Origin of the sequence: Akkermansia sp. RCC_12PD, assembly GCF_036417355.1 — a bacterium.
Classification (GTDB): domain Bacteria; phylum Verrucomicrobiota; class Verrucomicrobiia; order Verrucomicrobiales; family Akkermansiaceae; genus Akkermansia.
Map to the genome: position 1 here is coordinate 1,987,158 of NZ_CP143889.1, position 17,621 is coordinate 2,004,778.

Below are 17,621 nucleotides of genomic sequence, written 5' to 3' on the forward strand. Positions count from 1 at the left end.
GTCCGGAGATTTTCTTTAATCCGGGAAAGATTTTCAAGGGAAAGCCTACTGGAAGTAAACGGGTTGGATTTGATGCACTGCTTTCTTCTGTTTGTTAGATGGAGGCATGATGAATTTTTCCTTAGCAAAGTACCTGTTTTCAATAGGCGGCTGTACAACCATCCTTGCCAACGTTTCCGCGGACACCGCCGTTTCGTCCGCCGGAGCCATTGGCGGCCTGGGAATTTTGACGATAGCGGTGAATTATACGCTGAATCTGCTCAAGAAGAAAGACGAGCAGCTGATGGCGAAGGACGCCCGGATTGAGGCTCTGGTCGACCGCCTAATCAACAAGTGCCCGAATTGCGAGCTGGCGAAGGCTGCCAACAAGTCCCTGCTGGAGGACGAGTAGCTGTTCCGCAACGCCCGGAAGGGCTGTTTTCGTATAGGACCTAGGGCTTGACGCGGGTGTAGGCGTCTTTTTGGCCGCCTGCCTCCAGTTCCAGCTTTCCATCAGTCAGGCTGGTGATGACGGCCTGGGTGGTGAAAACTGAGCTGTTTTTATTGCCGATGCTTTTCCCCCGGAGAGTGAGGACGTTGCCGTTCCGGCTCCATTCCGTGTAAACCAGCGTATTCATGTTGACGGATTCCGCCCCGCCGCCGGGCAGGAGGCGGATGCCCTGCATGGCGCCGGGCTGGCCGGGAACGGGCTGAACCCAGCACCCCGTGATTTCAGCCTGGCGAGAAGCGCAGGAAGCCAGAAGGAGCACTGCTGCAGTGCAGAGAAGCTTGTTCATGGAATGGTGTTTTTAACGCTGTTCCCGGATAACTTCCGTGCCGATGCCGTCCGGAGTGAAGATTTCCAGCAGCAGGGTGTGGGGCAGGCGCCCATCAATGAAGTGGACTTTCCGCACGCCCGCGTTGAGGGCGTCGATGGCGGAGTTGATTTTCGGGATCATGCCTCCGGAAACGGTGCCGTTTTCGATGAGTTCAAGGGCTTCGGTCCGTGTGACGGATTTGATGAGGGTGGAAGGATCGGAAGGGTCCTTCATGATGCCGGGGACGTCTGAAATGTAGATGAGCTTGACCGGCTTGAGTTCCCTGGCAAGAGCGGCGGCGGCCAGGTCCGCGTTCACGTTGAGCGGCTTGTGGGTGCCCAGTTCCTTGGCTAGCGGGGAGACGATGGGAGTGATTTGCAGTTCCAGAGCTTCCGTGACGCGTTCCGTAAGGCAGCCGATGACGTTGCCTACTTCCCCGATGTCCACGGGATTGCCCTGTTCATCCTTTTCCTGAATGCGCTCTCCGACGAAGATTTCCGTTCCGGGAATGCCCACCCCTTTTCCGCCGAAGTCGCGGAACATTTGGACCAGGCCGGGGTTGATGGTGCCGGAAAGGGTGCGTTCCACAATGGATATGGCTTCCGGGGTCGTCACGCGCAGGCCGTTGATGAAGTGGGCTTCCAGACCGGCTTCCATCATGGCCTTGGAAATGGCCTTTCCGCCTCCGTGAACGATGACGGGGTTGAAGCCCAGCGCCTCCAGCAGCACGATGTCCCTCATGAGCTTTTTGACCAGGCGGGGGTCGTCCATGGCGCTGCCTCCGAATTTGATCAGGAAGGTTTTGTCCCGGTAGGCCTGGAGGTAGGGAAGCGCGCCGACGATGACGGATGCCTGTTCAATCAGGCGGGTGATTTTGGAGTCCATATCAGTAATGCAACGGTAGAGATGATTGATGCGGAAAGGGGGAAGGGGCCGATTCAAAGCAGGCGCCTGCTCCTGAAGTAGATCAGGGGGAGAATGATGGAAACGAGCATGACCGCCAGGGAGATGTAGTAGCCGTATTCGTATTCCAGGCCGGGCATGTTGGAGAAGTTCATCCCGTAAATGCTGGCGATCAGCGTGGGGGGCATGAAGACCACGGCCGCCACGGTGAAGATTTTTACGATTTCGTTCTGCTCAATGTTGATGAGGCCCAGAACGGCGTCCAGCATGAAGTTGACGTTGCTGGACAGGAAATTGGCGTATTCGGAAAGGGAGGTGACGTCGCGGCTCAGGGGGCGGAGCTTGATGTACAGGGTGGAGTTGGTGTCGTCCAGGGCCTCTTCATTGCTGGCGTAGGTGAGCAGGCGCAGAAGGTTGACCAGGCAGTCGCGCTGGCGTGTCAGGAGGTCGCCCACCCTGCCGAGGTCCTGGAGGATGAGGCGCAGAGCGCTGGAAACGGGGGCCCTTTTGTTGGATTTGATTTCCGGTTCGTCCCTGCGGAAGATGTTTTTGGAGAGACGGTCCAGTTCCGCGCCGAAGCGTTCCAGTACGTCCGCCTGGCGGTCCACGATGGTTTCCAGCAGTCCGGTGAAGACCTGGTCGCGGCTGATCTGCTTCTGGCGCAGGAGCTGGTGGGAGAAGACCCGGAAGGAGTAGGAGTCGGAATGGCGGATGGTGATGATCTTGGCCCCCATGAGGACGAAGGTGATTTCCGAAAGGGAAGGGGATTCCGTATCCACCCTGCTGAGAACCGTGGTGGTCATGAAACGGGCGCCGTCTTCCGTGTACAGGCGGCTGGTGGCCTCAATTTCCCGCATTTCATCGTAAGTGGGCATCTCCAGGCCGCAGAGGCGTTCCACGAATTTGATTTCCCCGGGTTCCGGCGTGAGAAGATCAATCCAGAAGATGCTGTCAAAGTACTGTGCTTCCGCATCCACTTGGGTGGTGCGCTCAATGCCTTCCGGGGTTTGACGATAAAGTCGAATCATGCCGTTGATGTCGGTAGGGGTGGTGAAACGGTTCCGCGCATGATGTCGAGTGACACCCAACGGGCTGCATGATGCCCTGTTTTTACGGGGAAGGAAAGTAAAATCAGTGACAAAAAGGCCCGGTTCCCAAGCGGGGAACCGGGCCTTCCGGAAAAAGGAAAGAAGATGTCGCCGCTTAGGCGTTTTCCTTGACGACCACCTTGAGGCTGGCTTCCACCTGGGGATGAACCTTGATCACGACGGCGTGCTCGCCTTCGCTCTTGATCGGCTTTTCAAGTTCGATCGCGCGGCGGTCCACTTCCACGCCCTGAGCGGTAAGGGCTTCGTGAATGTTCTGGTTGGTGATGGCGCCGAACGCCTTGCCGCCCTGGCCCACTTCGAGGACGAGGTCCACGGTCAATCCGTTGATCTTAGCGGCCACTTCCTGGGCGGCGCTGAGCTCTTCCGCTTCGCGCTTGGCGCGGGCGGCTTGAAGATTGGCGATGAAACGGCGGTTGGAAGCCGTTGCTTCGTGGGCAAGACCCTGAGGGATGAGATAGTTGCGGCCATAGCCAGCCTTAACGGTCACCAGGTCGGCTTCCGCGCCGAGTCCTTCAATTTTTGTTGCGAGAATTACTTCCATCGTTGCCATGGCTAAAAAGAAATGGTTATTTGTGAGCGGTTGAATTAGTAAGTATTCGGCCCAATGTCAAGACAAGAGCGATAAAAAGGGAGTTTTTTTTCCGTTTCCGGATGAAAAATGCAGAAGGGTGTCATGATGCGTGACATTGCGCTTGCTTCACGGAGCGCTAGTATGTAGGGAAAGGAACCGCACCTGTCGCGTCCGCTCCCGTCGGGGAGAGTCCGCAGCGGTTTCATTTACAGATATTTGATCTTATGGCTATTCAGCGCGCATTGATATCCGTTTCCGACAAAACCGGCCTTGAGGAGTTTGCCAAGGGCCTGCACGAGTTTGGAGTAGAGTTGATTTCCACCGGCGGCACCGCCGCTTTCCTCAAGAGCCTGGGGCTTCCGGTGATTGAAATTTCCGATTACACCGGGGAACCGGAATTGTTTGAAGGCCGTCTCAAGACCCTGCACCCGATGGTGCACGGCGGCCTGCTGCACCGCCGCGACAATGAGGAGCACGTCCGCCAGGCGAAGGAAAACGGCATCAAGCCCATCGACTTGGTCTGCGTGAACCTGTACCCCTTTGAAGAAACGGTAGCCAGGCCGGACGTGACACTGGAGGAAGCCATTGAAAAGATCGACATCGGCGGCCCGTCCATGCTCCGTTCCGCCGCCAAGAATTACGCGTCCGTCACGGTGGTTTCCGATCCCGTGGATTATCCCCGCATTCTGGATGAAATGCAGACCCACAAGGGAGACACCACTCTCAAGACCCGCGAGAACCTGGCGGTAAAGGTGTTCATGCGCACGTCCAATTACGACAACGCCATCACCAATTACCTGGGCCACCAGAGCGCGGAAAGCACCAAGGGCAGCTTCTGTATCTGCGCTCCCCTGTACCAGGAACTGCGCTACGGCGACAACCCCCACCAGGAAGCCAGCCTGTACGGCAATTTCGGGGATATTTTCCACCAGCTCCAGGGCAAGGAGCTTTCCTACACGAACGTGTTGGACATCGAAGGCGCTGCGGAGCTGATCACCCAGTTCCGCCGCCCGACCGTGGGCATTCTGAAGCACACGAACCCCTGCGGCGTGGGCCAGGACGATGAAGACCTGCGCAACGCCTGGCAGAAGGCTTTTGAGACGGACACCCAGGCCCCCTTCGGCGGCGTGATCGTGATCAACCGTCCGATGACGGAAGGGCTGGCCCGCGTGCTGAGCGCCATTTTCACGGACGTGATCATTGCTCCGGAATACGACGCGGAAGCCCGCGCCATTCTGCAGAAGAAGAAAAACTGCCGCATTATCCGCATGAATACGGAAGCCTGGATGAAGTCCCGCCAGGAACCCATCATCCGCTCCGCTCCCGGCGGCTTCATGACCATGAAGCGGGATACGGACGTGATGGGGCTGGACAACCTGGAAGCCAAGGTGGTAACCAAGCGTCCGCCGACGGAAGAGGAACTGACGGCCATGCGCTTCAACTGGCGCGTCGTCAAGCAGGTGCATTCCAACGCCATCGTCTTCGGCGGCACGGACCGCACGCTGGGAATCGGCGCGGGACAGATGAGCCGCGTGGATTCCGCCCGCATCGCCGTATGGAAGGCGGGGCAGGCCGGCCTGGACCTGAAGGGCAGCATTGTGGCGTCCGACGCCATGTTCCCGTTTGCCGACGGCCTCCAGGTGGCCATTGACGCCGGAGCCACCGCCTGCATTCAGCCCGGCGGTTCCATCCGGGACGAGGAAGTGATCGCCGCCGCGGATGCCGCAGGAATCGCGATGGTGTTTACCGGACACCGCCATTTCCTCCATTAATTTGAATGATCGGCTCCGTTCCCTTGTCTTAAGACGCATATGTTGCTAGGTGTAAATATAGACCACATCGCCACGCTGAGGCAGGCCCGCTATGCGACCATGCTTGATTCCTTCAACGTGGAGCCCAGCGTTTTGGACGCCGCTTATGCGGCGCAGAGGGGCGGAGCCGATTCCATCACCATCCACGTCCGCGGCGACCGCCGCCACATGCAGGACACAGACGCTATGCGAGTGCGGGAGAGCGTGGCCCTTCCCCTGAATCTGGAGATGGGGAATACGCCGGAAATGGTGGATTTTGCCCTCCGGCTGAAACCGGACTATATTTGCATGGTTCCGGAAAAGCGGGAGGAAATCACGACGGAAGGCGGCCTGGACGCCGTATTCCATGAAAAGGAGCTTTCTTCTACCCTGGCCAGAATGGCGGACAACGACATTCAGGTGAGCCTGTTCATTGATCCGGACCTGCCCCAGGTGGAAGCCGCCGCGCGCCTCGGCGCGCCCATGATTGAGCTGCACACCGGGTGTTTTGCCAACAACGACGGAAAAAAGCGCACCGCGGAACTGGCCCGTTTGAAACGCGCCGCGGAATTGGCGCATTCCCTGGGCATCCAAGTGAACGCCGGGCACGGCATCAATTACCAGAATCTGGAGCAACTGATGAACGGCGTGCCTCACCTGCATGAGCTGAACATCGGCCATACGATTGTTTCCCGCGCCTTGTTTGTGGGGCTGGAACAGGCCGTGCGAGAAATGCGCCAGGCGATCGACCGCCTGAGCTGAGCCTTTTTCTTCATCCCTCCCGTTTTTAAAGGAAATGAACCGCATCGTGGGACTGGGAATGGACCTGGCGGACCTGGACCGCGTGCGCCAGGCCCTGCAGAAGAACGGAGAGACGTTTGCCCTGCGCATCTGCACGCAGGATGAATGGGCCTACTGCCGGAAGCACGCGGACCCCGTACCGCGGCTCGCCGCCCGTTTTGCGGCCAAGGAAGCCGTGGCGAAGGCCCTGGGAACGGGAATCGGGGAAAAATGCGCCTTCACGGATGTGGAAGTGGTGCGCAATGATGCGGGAGCTCCGTCCATTCTCCTGCACGGCTCTGCCGGAGTGACGGCGCGGGAGCAGAGCATTACAGGCTGGCTTCTGACCATGACCCATTCCCGCCTGAGCGCCGCCGCCACTGTCATCGCCCTGGGCGAAGCCCCGGAATTTTCCTGACGCGGACAGGAGCGCCGCAAGCCTTTGCCGCATCTGGGATCATTTTACCTGGCACAAAGCCGCCTGGAACATAGCCGGCCCTGTTTCTCCCTCTATCATGGAATCAGCCGGTAGGAAAAGCGCCTCCGGCGTCCAACAGGCCGGCCTTTCAATAGCATTGATCCGCGGCCCTGGCTTTCAACCGGAGCATATAGCCGTTCTCCCTTGCTTTCCCCATATTCCTTAAACCGAATATAGATAGACCGTATTCTCTTCCTGTCCGGTAAAAAAAAATCCCGCTCCTCTCCTCAAGAAATTCTGCCGGATATCTTGCCACGGCACTGATGAACATCTGCCGAGAAGGCCGAATGAATTCATGACCAATTTCCTTGCCAGCCATGTAACACCTTGAATTTTGCATTCCGGTTACTGCAGGACAATTTTCATGTTGATATCCTTCACCGGGATGAACGCTGTGTTTTTACAGGTTTTCAAGATTCTTTTTGATGATCTCCGTATTCAGTTTGCGGAGGGCGGCCAGAGTTTCAAAACTCGGCGCTTCGGCAAAATCGGTTTCCAGCTCGTTCACTCTCTTTTCATAGTCCTCCGCATGGCCGCTATCCCCTTTCAGGATGGAGATATTTTTCCGGGTTTCATCCGCAAGCTCTGAAAATGTCTTCCGGTCGGGGACCGGGTTCCAATTGATGGACTTCAGGAAGCTTTCCACTTCCGGAACCGTCACGTTGAAGAATTCCGGGCGGACCTCCTCCGGGTTCCGGTCTTTGAAATAGCTTATGGCAAAACTGAAGCTGTCCGACTCCGGCTTCAGCTCAAATTTGATGTCATCTCCATGAATCCGGAGCTGGCGGAGGGATTCTTTCTCAAAAACGATGAAGGTGCCGAACTCCTTGTAAGCATAGCGGTTGAAGTTCATTACCCCGTTTCCCCCGGTTGTTTTCGTCAGAATCCAGTCCGGCTTTCCGCATGGTTTTTCCCCGGCTCCTTCTTTCAGGGCGTATTGCGACTCCAGTTCCGGCTTCCCGTAACCGTGAACCGGCGACGCCCATACTTCATACAGTTGTCCGGGATAAGCAACCTTGACGAACAGCCAGTCCGGGCGGTCCTTGAACTGCGCTATCCTGACGTCCAGAACACTGTTTTCCGGACGGAACGTGAAGACAGCCATTTCCATATTGCCGTTTTGAACAGTGACAATTTTTTCCGCGACTTTCCGGTCCAGCAGGGTTTTTCCGTCCTTGCCGATCACGGCAAGGAAATTAACGGGGCTCCAGCTTCCGGGAGTATTGGGATTTCTCCAGTACTCGATGCCGAATCTGAAATCCCCCCATTCCTGCTGAATGGGCTTGTTGTCATTGGGATTGGTAACGGTGTGGTAATTGATTTTTCCGTTGCCAAGGTTGACGGTATGGCGGGTCACGAGGACGGGAGTTCCCTTGCGCTCAAGCTTCTCTTCTTTCTTTTCAATGGAGGGGGCGGCGTACAGCAGTGTGGTGCACAATCCGGCCAGTACGGTCAGGGCGAGTTTCTGCATGATTATTTTACCTCTATTTCGTGTTGGGTATTCAAGCCTGTGGTTGCGTCTTCAATGGAGATACGGTATACGCCGGGCTGATCGTTGAAGGCGAAATCCAGCGGGTATTCCGTCTTGCCGTAGATGGTTTTGCTGCGGTGCAGAATTTCCTTGCCGTCCGGGGCCGTTACCGTAATCCGGTACGCGCGCTCCCGGGGATTGGCCGGTCCGGAAATCTTAAGCAGGGCCCGGGAGCCTTTTGCCACCTGGGACGGAGCGGTTACGGCGGGCGGCTGCTGCTCCCGGTCAAACAGGGCAAAGCAGCGGAACGGCGCATTGGAGAATTTAAAGACAAGCTTGTCTGATTTCCCCACCAGTCCCTTGCGGCATTCATAGATGTATTTTTCTTTCGGCAATTTGGCGGTGAATGATTTGCCGAGGTCCTTTTCCTGGCCTAGGGCGCCCAGCAGTTCGAAGTCTCCGGCCTGCCGCGGACGGACCATCAAGGTGCCGCTGAAATCGGGAATGACGGCAGGAGGGCGGATGCCGGCGTTTTTTACCACCTGGTCAAGGAACGTGTTCAGGGAGGAGCCGGGCAGGGAATTATTTTCCAGAACGGAGAGCGAGGCATTCAGCAGGATGGTGGTTCCTTTGCCGGCCTTGCGGAGCTGCAGGCCCGGATTGCCGTGGACTGCATGGGCCTTTTCTCCCGCTAGGGCCAGGGTGCCGCTTGTGCTTTCATAAGGCTGGATTTCAAGTTCTTTCGCCTGGTCGAACGTCAGGTTCCCGAAAAGTTCGCTCAAGGGGTTCCGGGGGCGTTTTTTCAGGTTTTCGTTCAGGAGCGCGATATTGGCGTCAGCCAGTACGGTGCCGCCGGATTTGACGAAATCCAGAATGGCCGCGCACTCTTTGTCGCTCAGGGAGGAGGCTCCGCAAAGGAAGAGGAGCCGTGCGTTTTTCAGGCGGTCCAGAGTATTGGGCGAGACGAAATTGAAGCCCAGTCCGCGCTGGTAGCAATACCGGAGCAGCGGATTCATGCTGGCGTCCGGCTTGACGCAGCGGCTGTCCGCCTGGGCGGCGGAATTGGAGGTGTGGCTGTAGTAGAACAGGATGCCGGTATCCGGAAACGGGGTTTTGATCAGCAGCTGTGCGAGGCCGTAGTTCAAGTCATCAAGATAGGGCATGTATTGGCGCAGGTATTCCGCCTCGGAGAGATCCCCGGAATGGCTGGTTTCTCCCAGGGCGGGGTTGATCAGGAACCAGGCATGGCCGTTGATCGCTCCCTGCAGCAGGTGTTCCCAAAGTTTGTACGGATAGGATGAACGCTCCGAGCAGTACCCGCCCCACCAGATGGTCCGGACCCGGTCCCCGCCGAATGCGCGCAACGCCTCGTTCTCCTGCATGCCGCTGTAAGGGCCCCAGAAGTCCAGCCCCTTGATCATTTCTTCGAGGTTGCCGGGAGGGGAGCCTTCCGCGCCTACCCGGGCTCCGGGATGAACCTTTTTGATTTCCGCCGCCAGGAAATGATGCATGTCCACATACATTTTTTCAATATATTCCCGGTGGTCATTGTAGGCGACCAGATTTCCCTCTTTTTTGGCCGCGTCCAGCCGGAGGTGGGGCACTTCCCCAAAGCCGGAGTAGGAGGCGCCGTATTCGAGGTTCAGGTTTTCCATGGTCTGGTACTTCCACCGCAGGAAATCGGCGAACGGCTGTTTATCTGATTCTCCGAACCCGGCGTCGTAGGTGTAAAAATTCTCGTCGCCCAGGTTGTACAGCACAGGGCTCAGGTCTTTCAGGTATTCTGCCTGGCGTCGCAGATCGTCGCTCCAAAGTTTCCGGACCAATGGATGATAGAATGATTCGTCACCGTTCAACGTACCCAACTGCTCCATGTTTTCTTTCTGTTCGGACCACAGCTTGCGCAATACCCTGGTTTCATTGTTCGGCCCGGCTTCCATTCCGATCCGGCAGATATACGGGCACAGTTTTTCGTTCCGCAGGGCGTTTTCAATATCTCCCTTGCTGAAAAATTGCAGGGATACGTTCCAGCCGAGGCGGTCGATGATCCGTTCCCCGAAGGCCGGGTTGAAGGTGCAGCTAACCTGCCCCCAGGTAAGCTGGAGATAATCCTCCAAGGAATAATCCGGGAAAATTACCGGGTTTTCCGCATGGGCCGCGTTGCCCCGGGCATCGTAAACGGTGCAGCGCAGATAACCGCCGATGGTCGGCATCCGGTAATTTTCAAGGCCGAATGAAAGCTCTTTTTTTCCGGCTTCCAAAGGAAACGTCTTGCTGAACCATACATTGCGGTAGGGTGCGTCCATCAGCTCCACTTTGGCAGAATAACCGTCCTGCGCGGGCGAAGCCAGTTTCAACGTGACGGAGAAGGGGCCGCGGTCCTGCACCAGCCTGGGCGTTTCCACTGATACGGCCCCGAAAGCGGATTCCACCGTAAAGGGAAAGGCGCCGAAGTTAACCAGCGCGCCATTCCGGCGGACCAATACGTCCGCGGTATATCTTCCCGCCGGAAGGTTCGTGAAATCAAGGCTGTTCCGGATGATGGAATTATCCGCCTGCCGGATACGGCCCACGGCAACGGTTTTTTCCGGAGAGGATACGGCAAATTTGCCGTTGTCCTGCCGTACTGAGAATGCCGGCAGTTCCACTCCGCTGGCGTAATAGAGCACCTGGGCCAGAAAAGCCTGGGACGTTTCATAGAGGAAGAACCAGTCCGTGGTGTAGTTGAAATACGGTGTCAGCCCCACTCCTGGCCGGTAGCCCGCGCCGTAATCGACTTCAACGATCCGGCCATTGCCGAACTGCCAGGCGTTGAAAATACGCGATTCAAAGTTTTTAGGCCTGGTTCCGGGAAGGCTGCTGCTTCCGGCAACCCATTCCGGCCGGGGCAACGGCTTGGCGTACGGTTTTTTATAAGGCAGTTTCTTAAGCTCGGACCAGGGTTCGCCGGATTGAATCCGGACCAGGCCGGTTCCGTTCCGCACCATCGACATCAGGCGGAATTTCTGCTCATCCGGCAGGATCGCAAAATCGACGTTTGCCACGACCACCAGATCATAATCCTTTGCCAGTTTGGCGGCCAGTTCCTGGCGTTTGTCGGCAGTGTTCAGCCCCGCAATCGGATTGCTGTAAATATCATCCGCTCCGATGCTATGTTCATTGGCTGTGAGAACCACTTCATATTCAAAGCCCGGGAAGCGCTGGACCAGCTCAATGATCTCGCGCGAGGCCGTCTGCTGCATGATAAAAAGTATTTTCTTATGGGGAAGCTCGCCTTTTTCATCCCATGCGGCATGGGGCGTTTTCAGGGTCATTCCGGCCTCATTCATGTAAGTGCCGTCCAGTTTGCCAAATACGGGGGTAACAAGGCCCGTCAGCAGGATGCAGAGCAATAGCGGTAACCGTTTCATCAATTGGTGTCTTTCTTTTTTGAGTTAATTCAGGCTTTCTTCCAGGGCAATTTTCCATTTGAGCGCCCGGCAGCGCTCTTTCAGGACGTAAAGGCGCCTTAAACTGCTGACCGTGGTTTTTTCTTTTTCCGGGAGGTTGTATTCAGATACCGGACATTTCCGTTTTGGCGGGCAGGCCGCCGGCTATTTATATTGTTATCCGTCATTACTCAAGCCGTCCCAGATAAATCCGGGGTTGATAAGTGAGCGCGGCATCATACCGGGAATGGCTCCTCAACATGTGCCGCGGCCATAAAAACCCATGAAACGCATGGTTGAACCTATTCCCTACTATACCTATTTCCCCATTTCTTTCTTTCAGAAAAACCCTAAATAAAGATAACGTTTCAAGTCCACATAGAGCTGCAAACCCAAAAAATGCTGAATATTATATTCAGGCGGAAAATGATTTTATTTTTTCTGTTCATAGAATCTCATTGCAGCTCTTTACGCCTTTCATTCGCCACGCGCCTGTAGATGGAAAGACGTGGCTACCCGCCATCTTTTAATGGGAAGCCGATAACTGGCAGAGATTTTTGACCATGCCGTCTGAGCGTGCCTGCCGCGGTCCCCAAGTGCATTTTGAGAAGATGAAGGGGAATAAAAAAGAGGCTGTCCCGTAGACGGGACAGCCTCTGCTGTTGAGTTGACGCTCAGTCAAGAGTTTCTCTGCTTAGGAGAAGCTCTTGATGAGGATTTGGCGCTGTTCTTCCAGTTCGGCCGGGAGCTTCTTGCCCACCTTGTCGAACAGTTCGGTCTGGCTTTCCAGTTCAGCCTGCCATTCGCTCGGGTTGAGGGCCATGTTGGCGTTGAACTGTTCTTCGCTGTAGTCGAGACCGGTCTTGTCCAGTTCGGCATAGGTCGGGGAGACGCCCAGCACGGTCTTCTGGCCTTCCGCCTTGCCCTTGGCGCGGCGGAGGATCCAGTCGAGGACGCGCATGTTGTCGCCAAAGCCCGGCCAGATGAAGTTGCCGTCCTTGTCCTTGCGGAACCAGTTCACGTTGAAGATCAGCGGAGGATTGGCAACGGTCTTGCCCATGTCCAGCCAGTGCTGCCAGTAGTCGCCCACGTTGTAGCCGATGAAGGGAAGCATGGCCATCGGGTCGCGGCGGACCTGGCCGATGTTGCCGAAGGCGGCGGCAGTCATTTCGGAACCCATCGTAGCGCCGACGTATACGCCGTGCGTCCAGTCGCGGGACTGGAAGACGAGGGGCATGGTGGTGGCGCGGCGGCCGCCGAACAGGATCGCGGAGAGGGAAACGCCTTCCGGGTTCTGCCATTCGGGGTCGATCGTCGGGCACTGGGCGGCGGGAGCGGTGAAGCGTGCGTTCGGGTGAGCGCACTTGCGGCCGCAGTCCGGGGTCCAGTCATTGCCCTGCCAGTCGATGGCGTGGGCGGGAGCGGGGCCGTCCATGCCTTCCCACCAGACGTCGCCGTCGTCGGTCAGGCCTACGTTGGTGAAGATGACGTTTTCCTTGATGGTGTCCATGGCGATCGGGTTCGTCTTGTAGGACGTGCCGGGAGCCACGCCGAAGTAGCCGTTTTCCGGGTTGATGGCGTGGAAGGTGCCGTCTTCGTGAGGCCAGATCCAGGCGATGTCGTCACCGATGATGGAGGTCTTCCAGCCGGCTTCACGGTAGGAGGCGGGGGGAACGAGCATGGCCAGGTTGGTCTTGCCGCAGGCTGACGGGAATGCGCCGCCCACATAGGCCTTCGTGCCGTCCGGAGATTCAATGCCCAGGAGGAGCATGTGTTCAGCCATCCACTTGTTCTTGCGGGCGATGGCGGAGGCGATGCGCAGGGCCAGGCACTTCTTGCCGAGCAGGGCATTGCCGCCGTAACCGGAGCCGAAGGACCAGATTTCTTCCGTTTCCGGGAAGTGGCAGATGTATTTTTCTTCATTGCAGGGCCACGGCACGTCGATCTGGCCGTCTGCGAGGGGAGCGCCCACGGTGTGGAGGCAGGGAACGAAGGTTCCGTAGCCGTCGCGCTTCGGGTTGCCGCCGCCCTTGACTTCGTCTTCCAGGCGCTTGAGAACTTCCGCACCCATCTTGGTCATGATGCGCATGTTGACCACGACGTAGGGGGAGTCCGTGATTTCAATGCCGATCTTGGCCAGCGGGGAGTCCAGGGGACCCATGCAGAAGGGGATGACGTACATGGTACGGCCCTTCATGCAGCCCTGGAAAAGGCCCTTCAGCTTGGCCTTCATTTCAGCGGGGTCCGCCCAGTGGTTGGTCGGGCCGGCGTCTTCTTCCTTTTCGCTGCAAATGAACGTGCGGTCTTCCACACGGGCCACGTCCGAGGGAGTGGAGCGGGCGAGGAAGCATCCGGGACGCTTCTCGGGGTTCAGTTTGATAAAGGTGCCCTTTTCTACCATCATGTTGCAAAGCTCATCATTTTCTTCCTGAGAGCCGTTGCACCAATAGATGGAGTCGGGTTGGCAAAGCTGGGCGATTTCTTCGACCCACTTCTTAGCTGCTTCGTGAGTGGTACTCATGGTGAGAATAGTGTATGCACGGAAATGGCTGTTGGCAAGTCTCCCGTGCGGCTTTTTACGCGACGGTTTTGTTTCTCCAGGAAGGCAAACCCGGTGCAGGGGAATGTGTTGTCTGCATTTGGAAGGGGGAGTGGGAGACCGGGGATTCCATCCGGCGCCTTTTTCGCGTTTGTGCGTCCTGCGGAAGATAAAAAGCCTGTTTTGACTGGAAATCTGCTTGCCAGCTTGCACCGGATAGTCTAGGGAAGAATCATGAATGTTAGAAAGTTGATGGCAAAAGCGGCGTTTCTGGTGCTTCCCGCTCTGTTTGCGGCGTGTTCGGATACTTCCCGGCCTCCCGCCATCAGCTTCAGGATCAGTAATGCTCCCCCCGTGCCGCGCACCATGTCCCAGATGGCTGGGGAAGTGCGCATTGAACGGGATTTCATGTCCCCGCGCTCGCGCGCGCGCCGCGCGGCCCGTTCCATGAAGCCGCGCTTCATCACCATCCACAGCACGGCCAATCCCACCGGGGACGCAGCCGCCCATTCCCGTGCCCTGAAAAGGGGGGCAATGGGCTCCCTGAACTGGCATTTTACCGTGGACCAGTACCACGCCATCCAGCACATTCCCCTGAATGAAACGGGGCGGCACGCGGACCGCGGCGGCCCGGGTGACATGTATTCCATCGGCATTGAGATGGGGGAGGTCCGGTCCCACAATCCCATCGTGACCTGGAACCGTTCCGCCAAGCTGACGGCGGTGCTGATGAAGCAGTACAATATTCCCCTCCGCAATGTGGTGCCCCATTATTACTGGACGGGCAAGAATTGTCCCGCCCCCCTGCTGACCAATGGCAGGCCCGGGTATAAATGGAGCTGGTTTGTGTCCCGCGTGGATTATTACAGGCGCTGCCTGGAAACGAAGCCCGCTCCGGCGGCGCATTAATGCGGGCCGCCTGGTGCATGAGTTGTGAGGAAAGCGCCTGGAACAATGGCCGGAAATTTGCTTCTGACATCCCCTCTGGAGACCTGCTCCTTCATCCGTCCCAAGGAACTGGCGGCGATGCAGGCGGCCGGAATGGCCGCTGTACGGGACCTGCTGTTCATGCTGCCCCGCAGGTATGAGGACCGCCGGATGTTCGACCGTTATGATTCCCTGTCCTCCGGCGCGCCCGTCTGCCTCCGCGGCCGGGTGGTGGACGTAGGCTGGAAAGGCTGGGGAGGGAAGGGCGGCAAGGGGCGCGGCAGGTACGTGGAAGCCGTTCTGGAGGATGAACAGTCCCTGGGGAATGCCCGTTTTTCCTGCCTGTGGTTCAGCATGCCGGGGATTGCCCGGATGCTGTGCGCTGGTCAGGAGATGATTGTGTACGGGCGCATGAAGCCCTACGGGAAGAAGTTGAGCATGGTTCATCCGGATTTCGAGTTGATCCGGGAGGGGGAGGACAATTCCATCCACCTGAACCGCATCGTGCCCGTGTACAGCGGCAGGATGGGCATTCCCGTGCGCAGGCTGCGGGAGATCGTCTGGGAGGCGTTGGAACAGTTGTCTCCGGAACCGGAACCTGAGATTTATGAATTTGTGCCCGGCGTTCCGTGCAAGACGGCGCTGCGCGACCTCCATTTTCCCGGTTCCGCGGAAGCGCGGGACAAGGCGAGGCGGCGCTTTGCGCTGGAAGAGTGCCTGGCCCAGCAGTTGAACGTGGCTTACAGGCGCCGCCGTGCGGAGGCGGTTCCCGGCATGCAGACTGCGAGTTCCAGCCTCCTGGTCCGGGATTTGGCGGCGTCTCTGCCTTTTGAATTGACGGAAGCCCAGAAGCGCTGCGTGCGGGAGATTTACCGGGACATGAAGGCCCGCCGTTCCATGAACAGGCTGCTCCAGGGGGATGTGGGGTCCGGGAAGACGCTTGTGGCGCTGTGCGCGATGCTTCTGGCCGTGGAACACGGGTATTCCGCCGTGATGATGGCTCCCACCCAGATTCTGGCGGAACAGCATTACCTGAAGTTCAGGCAGATGCTGGACAAGCTGGATGTGCCCGTTTCCCTGGTGACGGCGGAGAGGAAGGAGGAATCCCACATTTCATTCGGCGGTCAGGGCGGCATTGTGGTGGGAACGCACGCCCTGCTTTATGGGAAGAACGTGCCGGAACGCCTGGGTCTTGTCGTGATTGACGAACAGCACAAGTTCGGCGTGAATCAGCGGGAAAAGCTGATTGCGCGGGAGGAAAGGCCGGACGTGCTGGTGATGACGGCCACCCCCATTCCCCGGACGCTGACCCTGACTTTTTACGGGGATTTGGACGTTTCCATCCTGGACGGCGTGCCGGGGGGCCGGGGAAAGGTAGTGACGGCCATCCGCACCGCAAAGGACAGGGAGAAGGTGGTCAAATTCGTCAGGGATCAGCTGGAGGAAGGCAGGCAGATTTACGTGGTTTCTCCGTTGATTGACGGGGAGGAGTCCCGGAAGGGAAAGGCCGTGACGAAGGAGCTGGACGAATGGAAGGCTCTCTTGCCCCATGTGGATGTGGGGCTGCTGCACGGCAGGATGCCTGCGGAGGAGAAGGAGGCCGTCATGAAGGATTTCCGGAATAACCGGACCAGCGTGCTGGTTTCCACCACGGTGGTGGAGGTGGGCGTGGACGTGCCTAACGCTACGGTGATGATTATCAATAATGCCGAAAATTTCGGCCTCTCCCAGCTTCACCAGCTCCGCGGGCGCATTGGCCGCGGAGCGCACAAGTCCTACTGTATTCTGATGACGGAAGCCCAGCCCGGAGATGAACAGTGGGAAAAGCTGCACATTGTGGAAACCACGTCCAACGGGTTTGACCTGGCGGAGCAGGATTTGAAACTCCGGGGGCCGGGAGACGTGCTGGGAACTTCCCAGAGCGGTCTGAAGGGAGTGCGGTTTGAGGAATGGCTTTTGGACGCCCGGCTGATCCACCGCGGCAGGGAGCTGGCGGAAGCTATTCTGACGGAAGACCCGGACTTGAAATCCGCCAAATACCGCCCCCTCCGCTTTTTGTTAGAAAGCGGTGAAATGAAGCGGGTCGCCAATTAATATTATCATCTGCAATCCTTTTGCCGCCAGTTGGTAAGGAGTGTATGACAAATACGTTTTGCAACGGTTTGTGTATTGGAATGAATCTAAAGATGCAAAGAGGAACACCTCTTCTTTTAACCCGAACAACCGATAAAACAATGATTCAAACGTATCAAATACTCCCCGTGGTGGCGATCGTATGCTCCGCCTCCGCCATGGCCCAGAATGCGGTCGATCCCGTAGAGCTGGCTAAGCAGAATGTCGACCTGATTTCGTCCGCCAACAAGGTTCTGGACGACGTGAAGGACAATACGGCGGTCGCTATCGCCATCAAGCAGCTCGATGCTCTGACTCAGAAGGCCAAGCAATTGGACAAGTCCATGGAAAATGTGAAGCTCACTTCCCAACAGGCTATCCGGATTACCAAACTTAATGGAGATGTCCAGGATACCATCGTGGACCTGCTGGAAAATTGCCAACGCATTCAGAAGGACAAGCTCATGACGCCCGCCCTGCTCAAGGCGGTGAACAACTTTGCCGCTGCCGCCAACATTGAAGTGGTAGAAACCATTACGACCGTTGAGCAAATTGTGGAAGACTAAATAATCAGATTTTAAAGACCTTCAACTGTAAGGCCGCTTCTTCCATGTGGGGGAGCGGCTTTATTGTGTACAGGCGGAGATAGAAGTTTTTAAATCATATTGACTTTTCATGGAATTATTCTAATGATTAGAAATAATTGATAATTTCTT

Annotated in this window: 15 protein-coding genes; 7 read left to right on the forward strand and 8 right to left on the reverse strand. The window is 57.1% G+C overall.

Features of this window, described 5'->3' with window-relative positions; translation table 11 throughout:
- The first annotated feature begins 106 nt into the window (after window positions 1-106).
- Window positions 107-391 carry a hypothetical protein gene (locus V3C20_RS08430; RefSeq protein WP_130084432.1) on the forward strand — a complete coding sequence of 95 codons (285 nt, stop codon included), beginning with the start codon at window positions 107-109 and terminating at the stop codon, window positions 389-391.
- A gap of 40 nt (window positions 392-431) precedes the next feature.
- Here the strand turns inward: V3C20_RS08430 and V3C20_RS08435 are convergent, their stop codons facing one another.
- From V3C20_RS08435 to rplI, 4 genes are all read right to left on the reverse strand, one after another.
- Window positions 432-776 carry a lipocalin family protein gene (locus V3C20_RS08435; protein ID WP_130084431.1) on the reverse strand — a complete coding sequence of 115 codons (345 nt, stop codon included), beginning with the start codon at window positions 774-776 and terminating at the stop codon, window positions 432-434.
- 12 nt (window positions 777-788) lie between these two features.
- Window positions 789-1,682, reverse strand: a complete 894-nt coding sequence (gene argB, locus V3C20_RS08440) for an acetylglutamate kinase (protein ID WP_130084430.1) — start codon at window positions 1,680-1,682, stop codon at window positions 789-791.
- 53 nt (window positions 1,683-1,735) lie between these two features.
- Entirely contained in the window at window positions 1,736-2,728 is a 993-nt protein-coding gene (locus tag V3C20_RS08445; RefSeq protein ID WP_067570101.1) for a magnesium transporter CorA family protein, read from the reverse strand.
- Between the two features lie 175 nt (window positions 2,729-2,903).
- On the reverse strand, window positions 2,904-3,359 hold the full coding sequence (gene rplI / locus V3C20_RS08450; protein ID WP_130084429.1) for a 50S ribosomal protein L9: 456 nt from the start codon (window positions 3,357-3,359) through the stop codon (window positions 2,904-2,906).
- Between the two features lie 245 nt (window positions 3,360-3,604).
- Here rplI and purH point away from each other — a divergent pair, with 245 nt between their 5' ends.
- From purH to acpS, 3 genes are read left to right on the forward strand one after another with little or no spacing between them, the layout of a single operon-like run.
- The gene (purH, locus tag V3C20_RS08455) at window positions 3,605-5,152 is read left to right on the forward strand and encodes a bifunctional phosphoribosylaminoimidazolecarboxamide formyltransferase/IMP cyclohydrolase (RefSeq protein ID WP_192907215.1); all 1,548 of its coding nucleotides are present in this window, start codon (window positions 3,605-3,607) and stop codon (window positions 5,150-5,152) included.
- A 39-nt stretch (window positions 5,153-5,191) separates the two neighbouring features.
- On the forward strand, window positions 5,192-5,932 hold the full coding sequence (locus tag V3C20_RS08460) for a pyridoxine 5'-phosphate synthase (protein WP_130084428.1): 741 nt from the start codon (window positions 5,192-5,194) through the stop codon (window positions 5,930-5,932).
- Window positions 5,933-5,966: 34 nt separating this feature from the next.
- Window positions 5,967-6,368: a holo-ACP synthase gene (acpS, locus tag V3C20_RS08465; protein WP_202975677.1), complete on the forward strand. Its 402-nt coding sequence runs from the start codon at window positions 5,967-5,969 to the stop codon at window positions 6,366-6,368.
- A gap of 148 nt (window positions 6,369-6,516) precedes the next feature.
- Here the strand turns inward: acpS and V3C20_RS08470 are convergent, their stop codons facing one another.
- From V3C20_RS08470 to V3C20_RS08485, 4 genes are all read right to left on the reverse strand, one after another.
- Window positions 6,517-6,747, reverse strand: a complete 231-nt coding sequence (locus V3C20_RS08470) for a hypothetical protein (protein WP_149873369.1) — start codon at window positions 6,745-6,747, stop codon at window positions 6,517-6,519.
- 81 nt (window positions 6,748-6,828) lie between these two features.
- Entirely contained in the window at window positions 6,829-7,899 is a 1,071-nt protein-coding gene (locus V3C20_RS08475; protein WP_130084427.1) for a hypothetical protein, read from the reverse strand.
- 2 nt (window positions 7,900-7,901) lie between these two features.
- Window positions 7,902-11,309, reverse strand: a complete 3,408-nt coding sequence (locus V3C20_RS08480) for a hypothetical protein (RefSeq protein ID WP_149873368.1) — start codon at window positions 11,307-11,309, stop codon at window positions 7,902-7,904.
- Between the two features lie 712 nt (window positions 11,310-12,021).
- Window positions 12,022-13,848: a phosphoenolpyruvate carboxykinase (GTP) gene (locus tag V3C20_RS08485; protein ID WP_130084425.1), complete on the reverse strand. Its 1,827-nt coding sequence runs from the start codon at window positions 13,846-13,848 to the stop codon at window positions 12,022-12,024.
- Between the two features lie 252 nt (window positions 13,849-14,100).
- Here V3C20_RS08485 and V3C20_RS08490 point away from each other — a divergent pair, with 252 nt between their 5' ends.
- From V3C20_RS08490 to V3C20_RS08500, 3 genes are all read left to right on the forward strand, one after another.
- Window positions 14,101-14,775, forward strand: coding sequence for an N-acetylmuramoyl-L-alanine amidase (locus tag V3C20_RS08490; protein WP_130084424.1), 675 nt, complete (start codon window positions 14,101-14,103; stop codon window positions 14,773-14,775).
- A gap of 57 nt (window positions 14,776-14,832) precedes the next feature.
- Window positions 14,833-16,887, forward strand: coding sequence for an ATP-dependent DNA helicase RecG (gene recG, locus V3C20_RS08495; RefSeq protein WP_161981494.1), 2,055 nt, complete (start codon window positions 14,833-14,835; stop codon window positions 16,885-16,887).
- A gap of 140 nt (window positions 16,888-17,027) precedes the next feature.
- Window positions 17,028-17,471, forward strand: coding sequence for a hypothetical protein (locus V3C20_RS08500; protein WP_067571778.1), 444 nt, complete (start codon window positions 17,028-17,030; stop codon window positions 17,469-17,471).
- Window positions 17,472-17,621: the final 150 nt, after the last annotated feature.

Coding starts and splice junctions, on each gene's coding strand:
- V3C20_RS08430 (WP_130084432.1), top strand. CDS start 107: ATGATGAATTTTTCCTTAGCAAAGTACCTGTTTTCAATAGGCGGCTGT.
- V3C20_RS08435 (WP_130084431.1), bottom strand. CDS start 776: ATGAACAAGCTTCTCTGCACTGCAGCAGTGCTCCTTCTGGCTTCCTGC.
- argB (WP_130084430.1), bottom strand. CDS start 1,682: ATGGACTCCAAAATCACCCGCCTGATTGAACAGGCATCCGTCATCGTC.
- V3C20_RS08445 (WP_067570101.1), bottom strand. CDS start 2,728: ATGATTCGACTTTATCGTCAAACCCCGGAAGGCATTGAGCGCACCACC.
- rplI (WP_130084429.1), bottom strand. CDS start 3,359: ATGGCAACGATGGAAGTAATTCTCGCAACAAAAATTGAAGGACTCGGC.
- purH (WP_192907215.1), top strand. CDS start 3,605: ATGGCTATTCAGCGCGCATTGATATCCGTTTCCGACAAAACCGGCCTT.
- V3C20_RS08460 (WP_130084428.1), top strand. CDS start 5,192: ATGTTGCTAGGTGTAAATATAGACCACATCGCCACGCTGAGGCAGGCC.
- acpS (WP_202975677.1), top strand. CDS start 5,967: ATGAACCGCATCGTGGGACTGGGAATGGACCTGGCGGACCTGGACCGC.
- V3C20_RS08470 (WP_149873369.1), bottom strand. CDS start 6,747: ATGGCTGGCAAGGAAATTGGTCATGAATTCATTCGGCCTTCTCGGCAG.
- V3C20_RS08475 (WP_130084427.1), bottom strand. CDS start 7,899: ATGCAGAAACTCGCCCTGACCGTACTGGCCGGATTGTGCACCACACTG.
- V3C20_RS08480 (WP_149873368.1), bottom strand. CDS start 11,309: ATGAAACGGTTACCGCTATTGCTCTGCATCCTGCTGACGGGCCTTGTT.
- V3C20_RS08485 (WP_130084425.1), bottom strand. CDS start 13,848: ATGAGTACCACTCACGAAGCAGCTAAGAAGTGGGTCGAAGAAATCGCC.
- V3C20_RS08490 (WP_130084424.1), top strand. CDS start 14,101: ATGAATGTTAGAAAGTTGATGGCAAAAGCGGCGTTTCTGGTGCTTCCC.
- V3C20_RS08500 (WP_067571778.1), top strand. CDS start 17,028: ATGATTCAAACGTATCAAATACTCCCCGTGGTGGCGATCGTATGCTCC.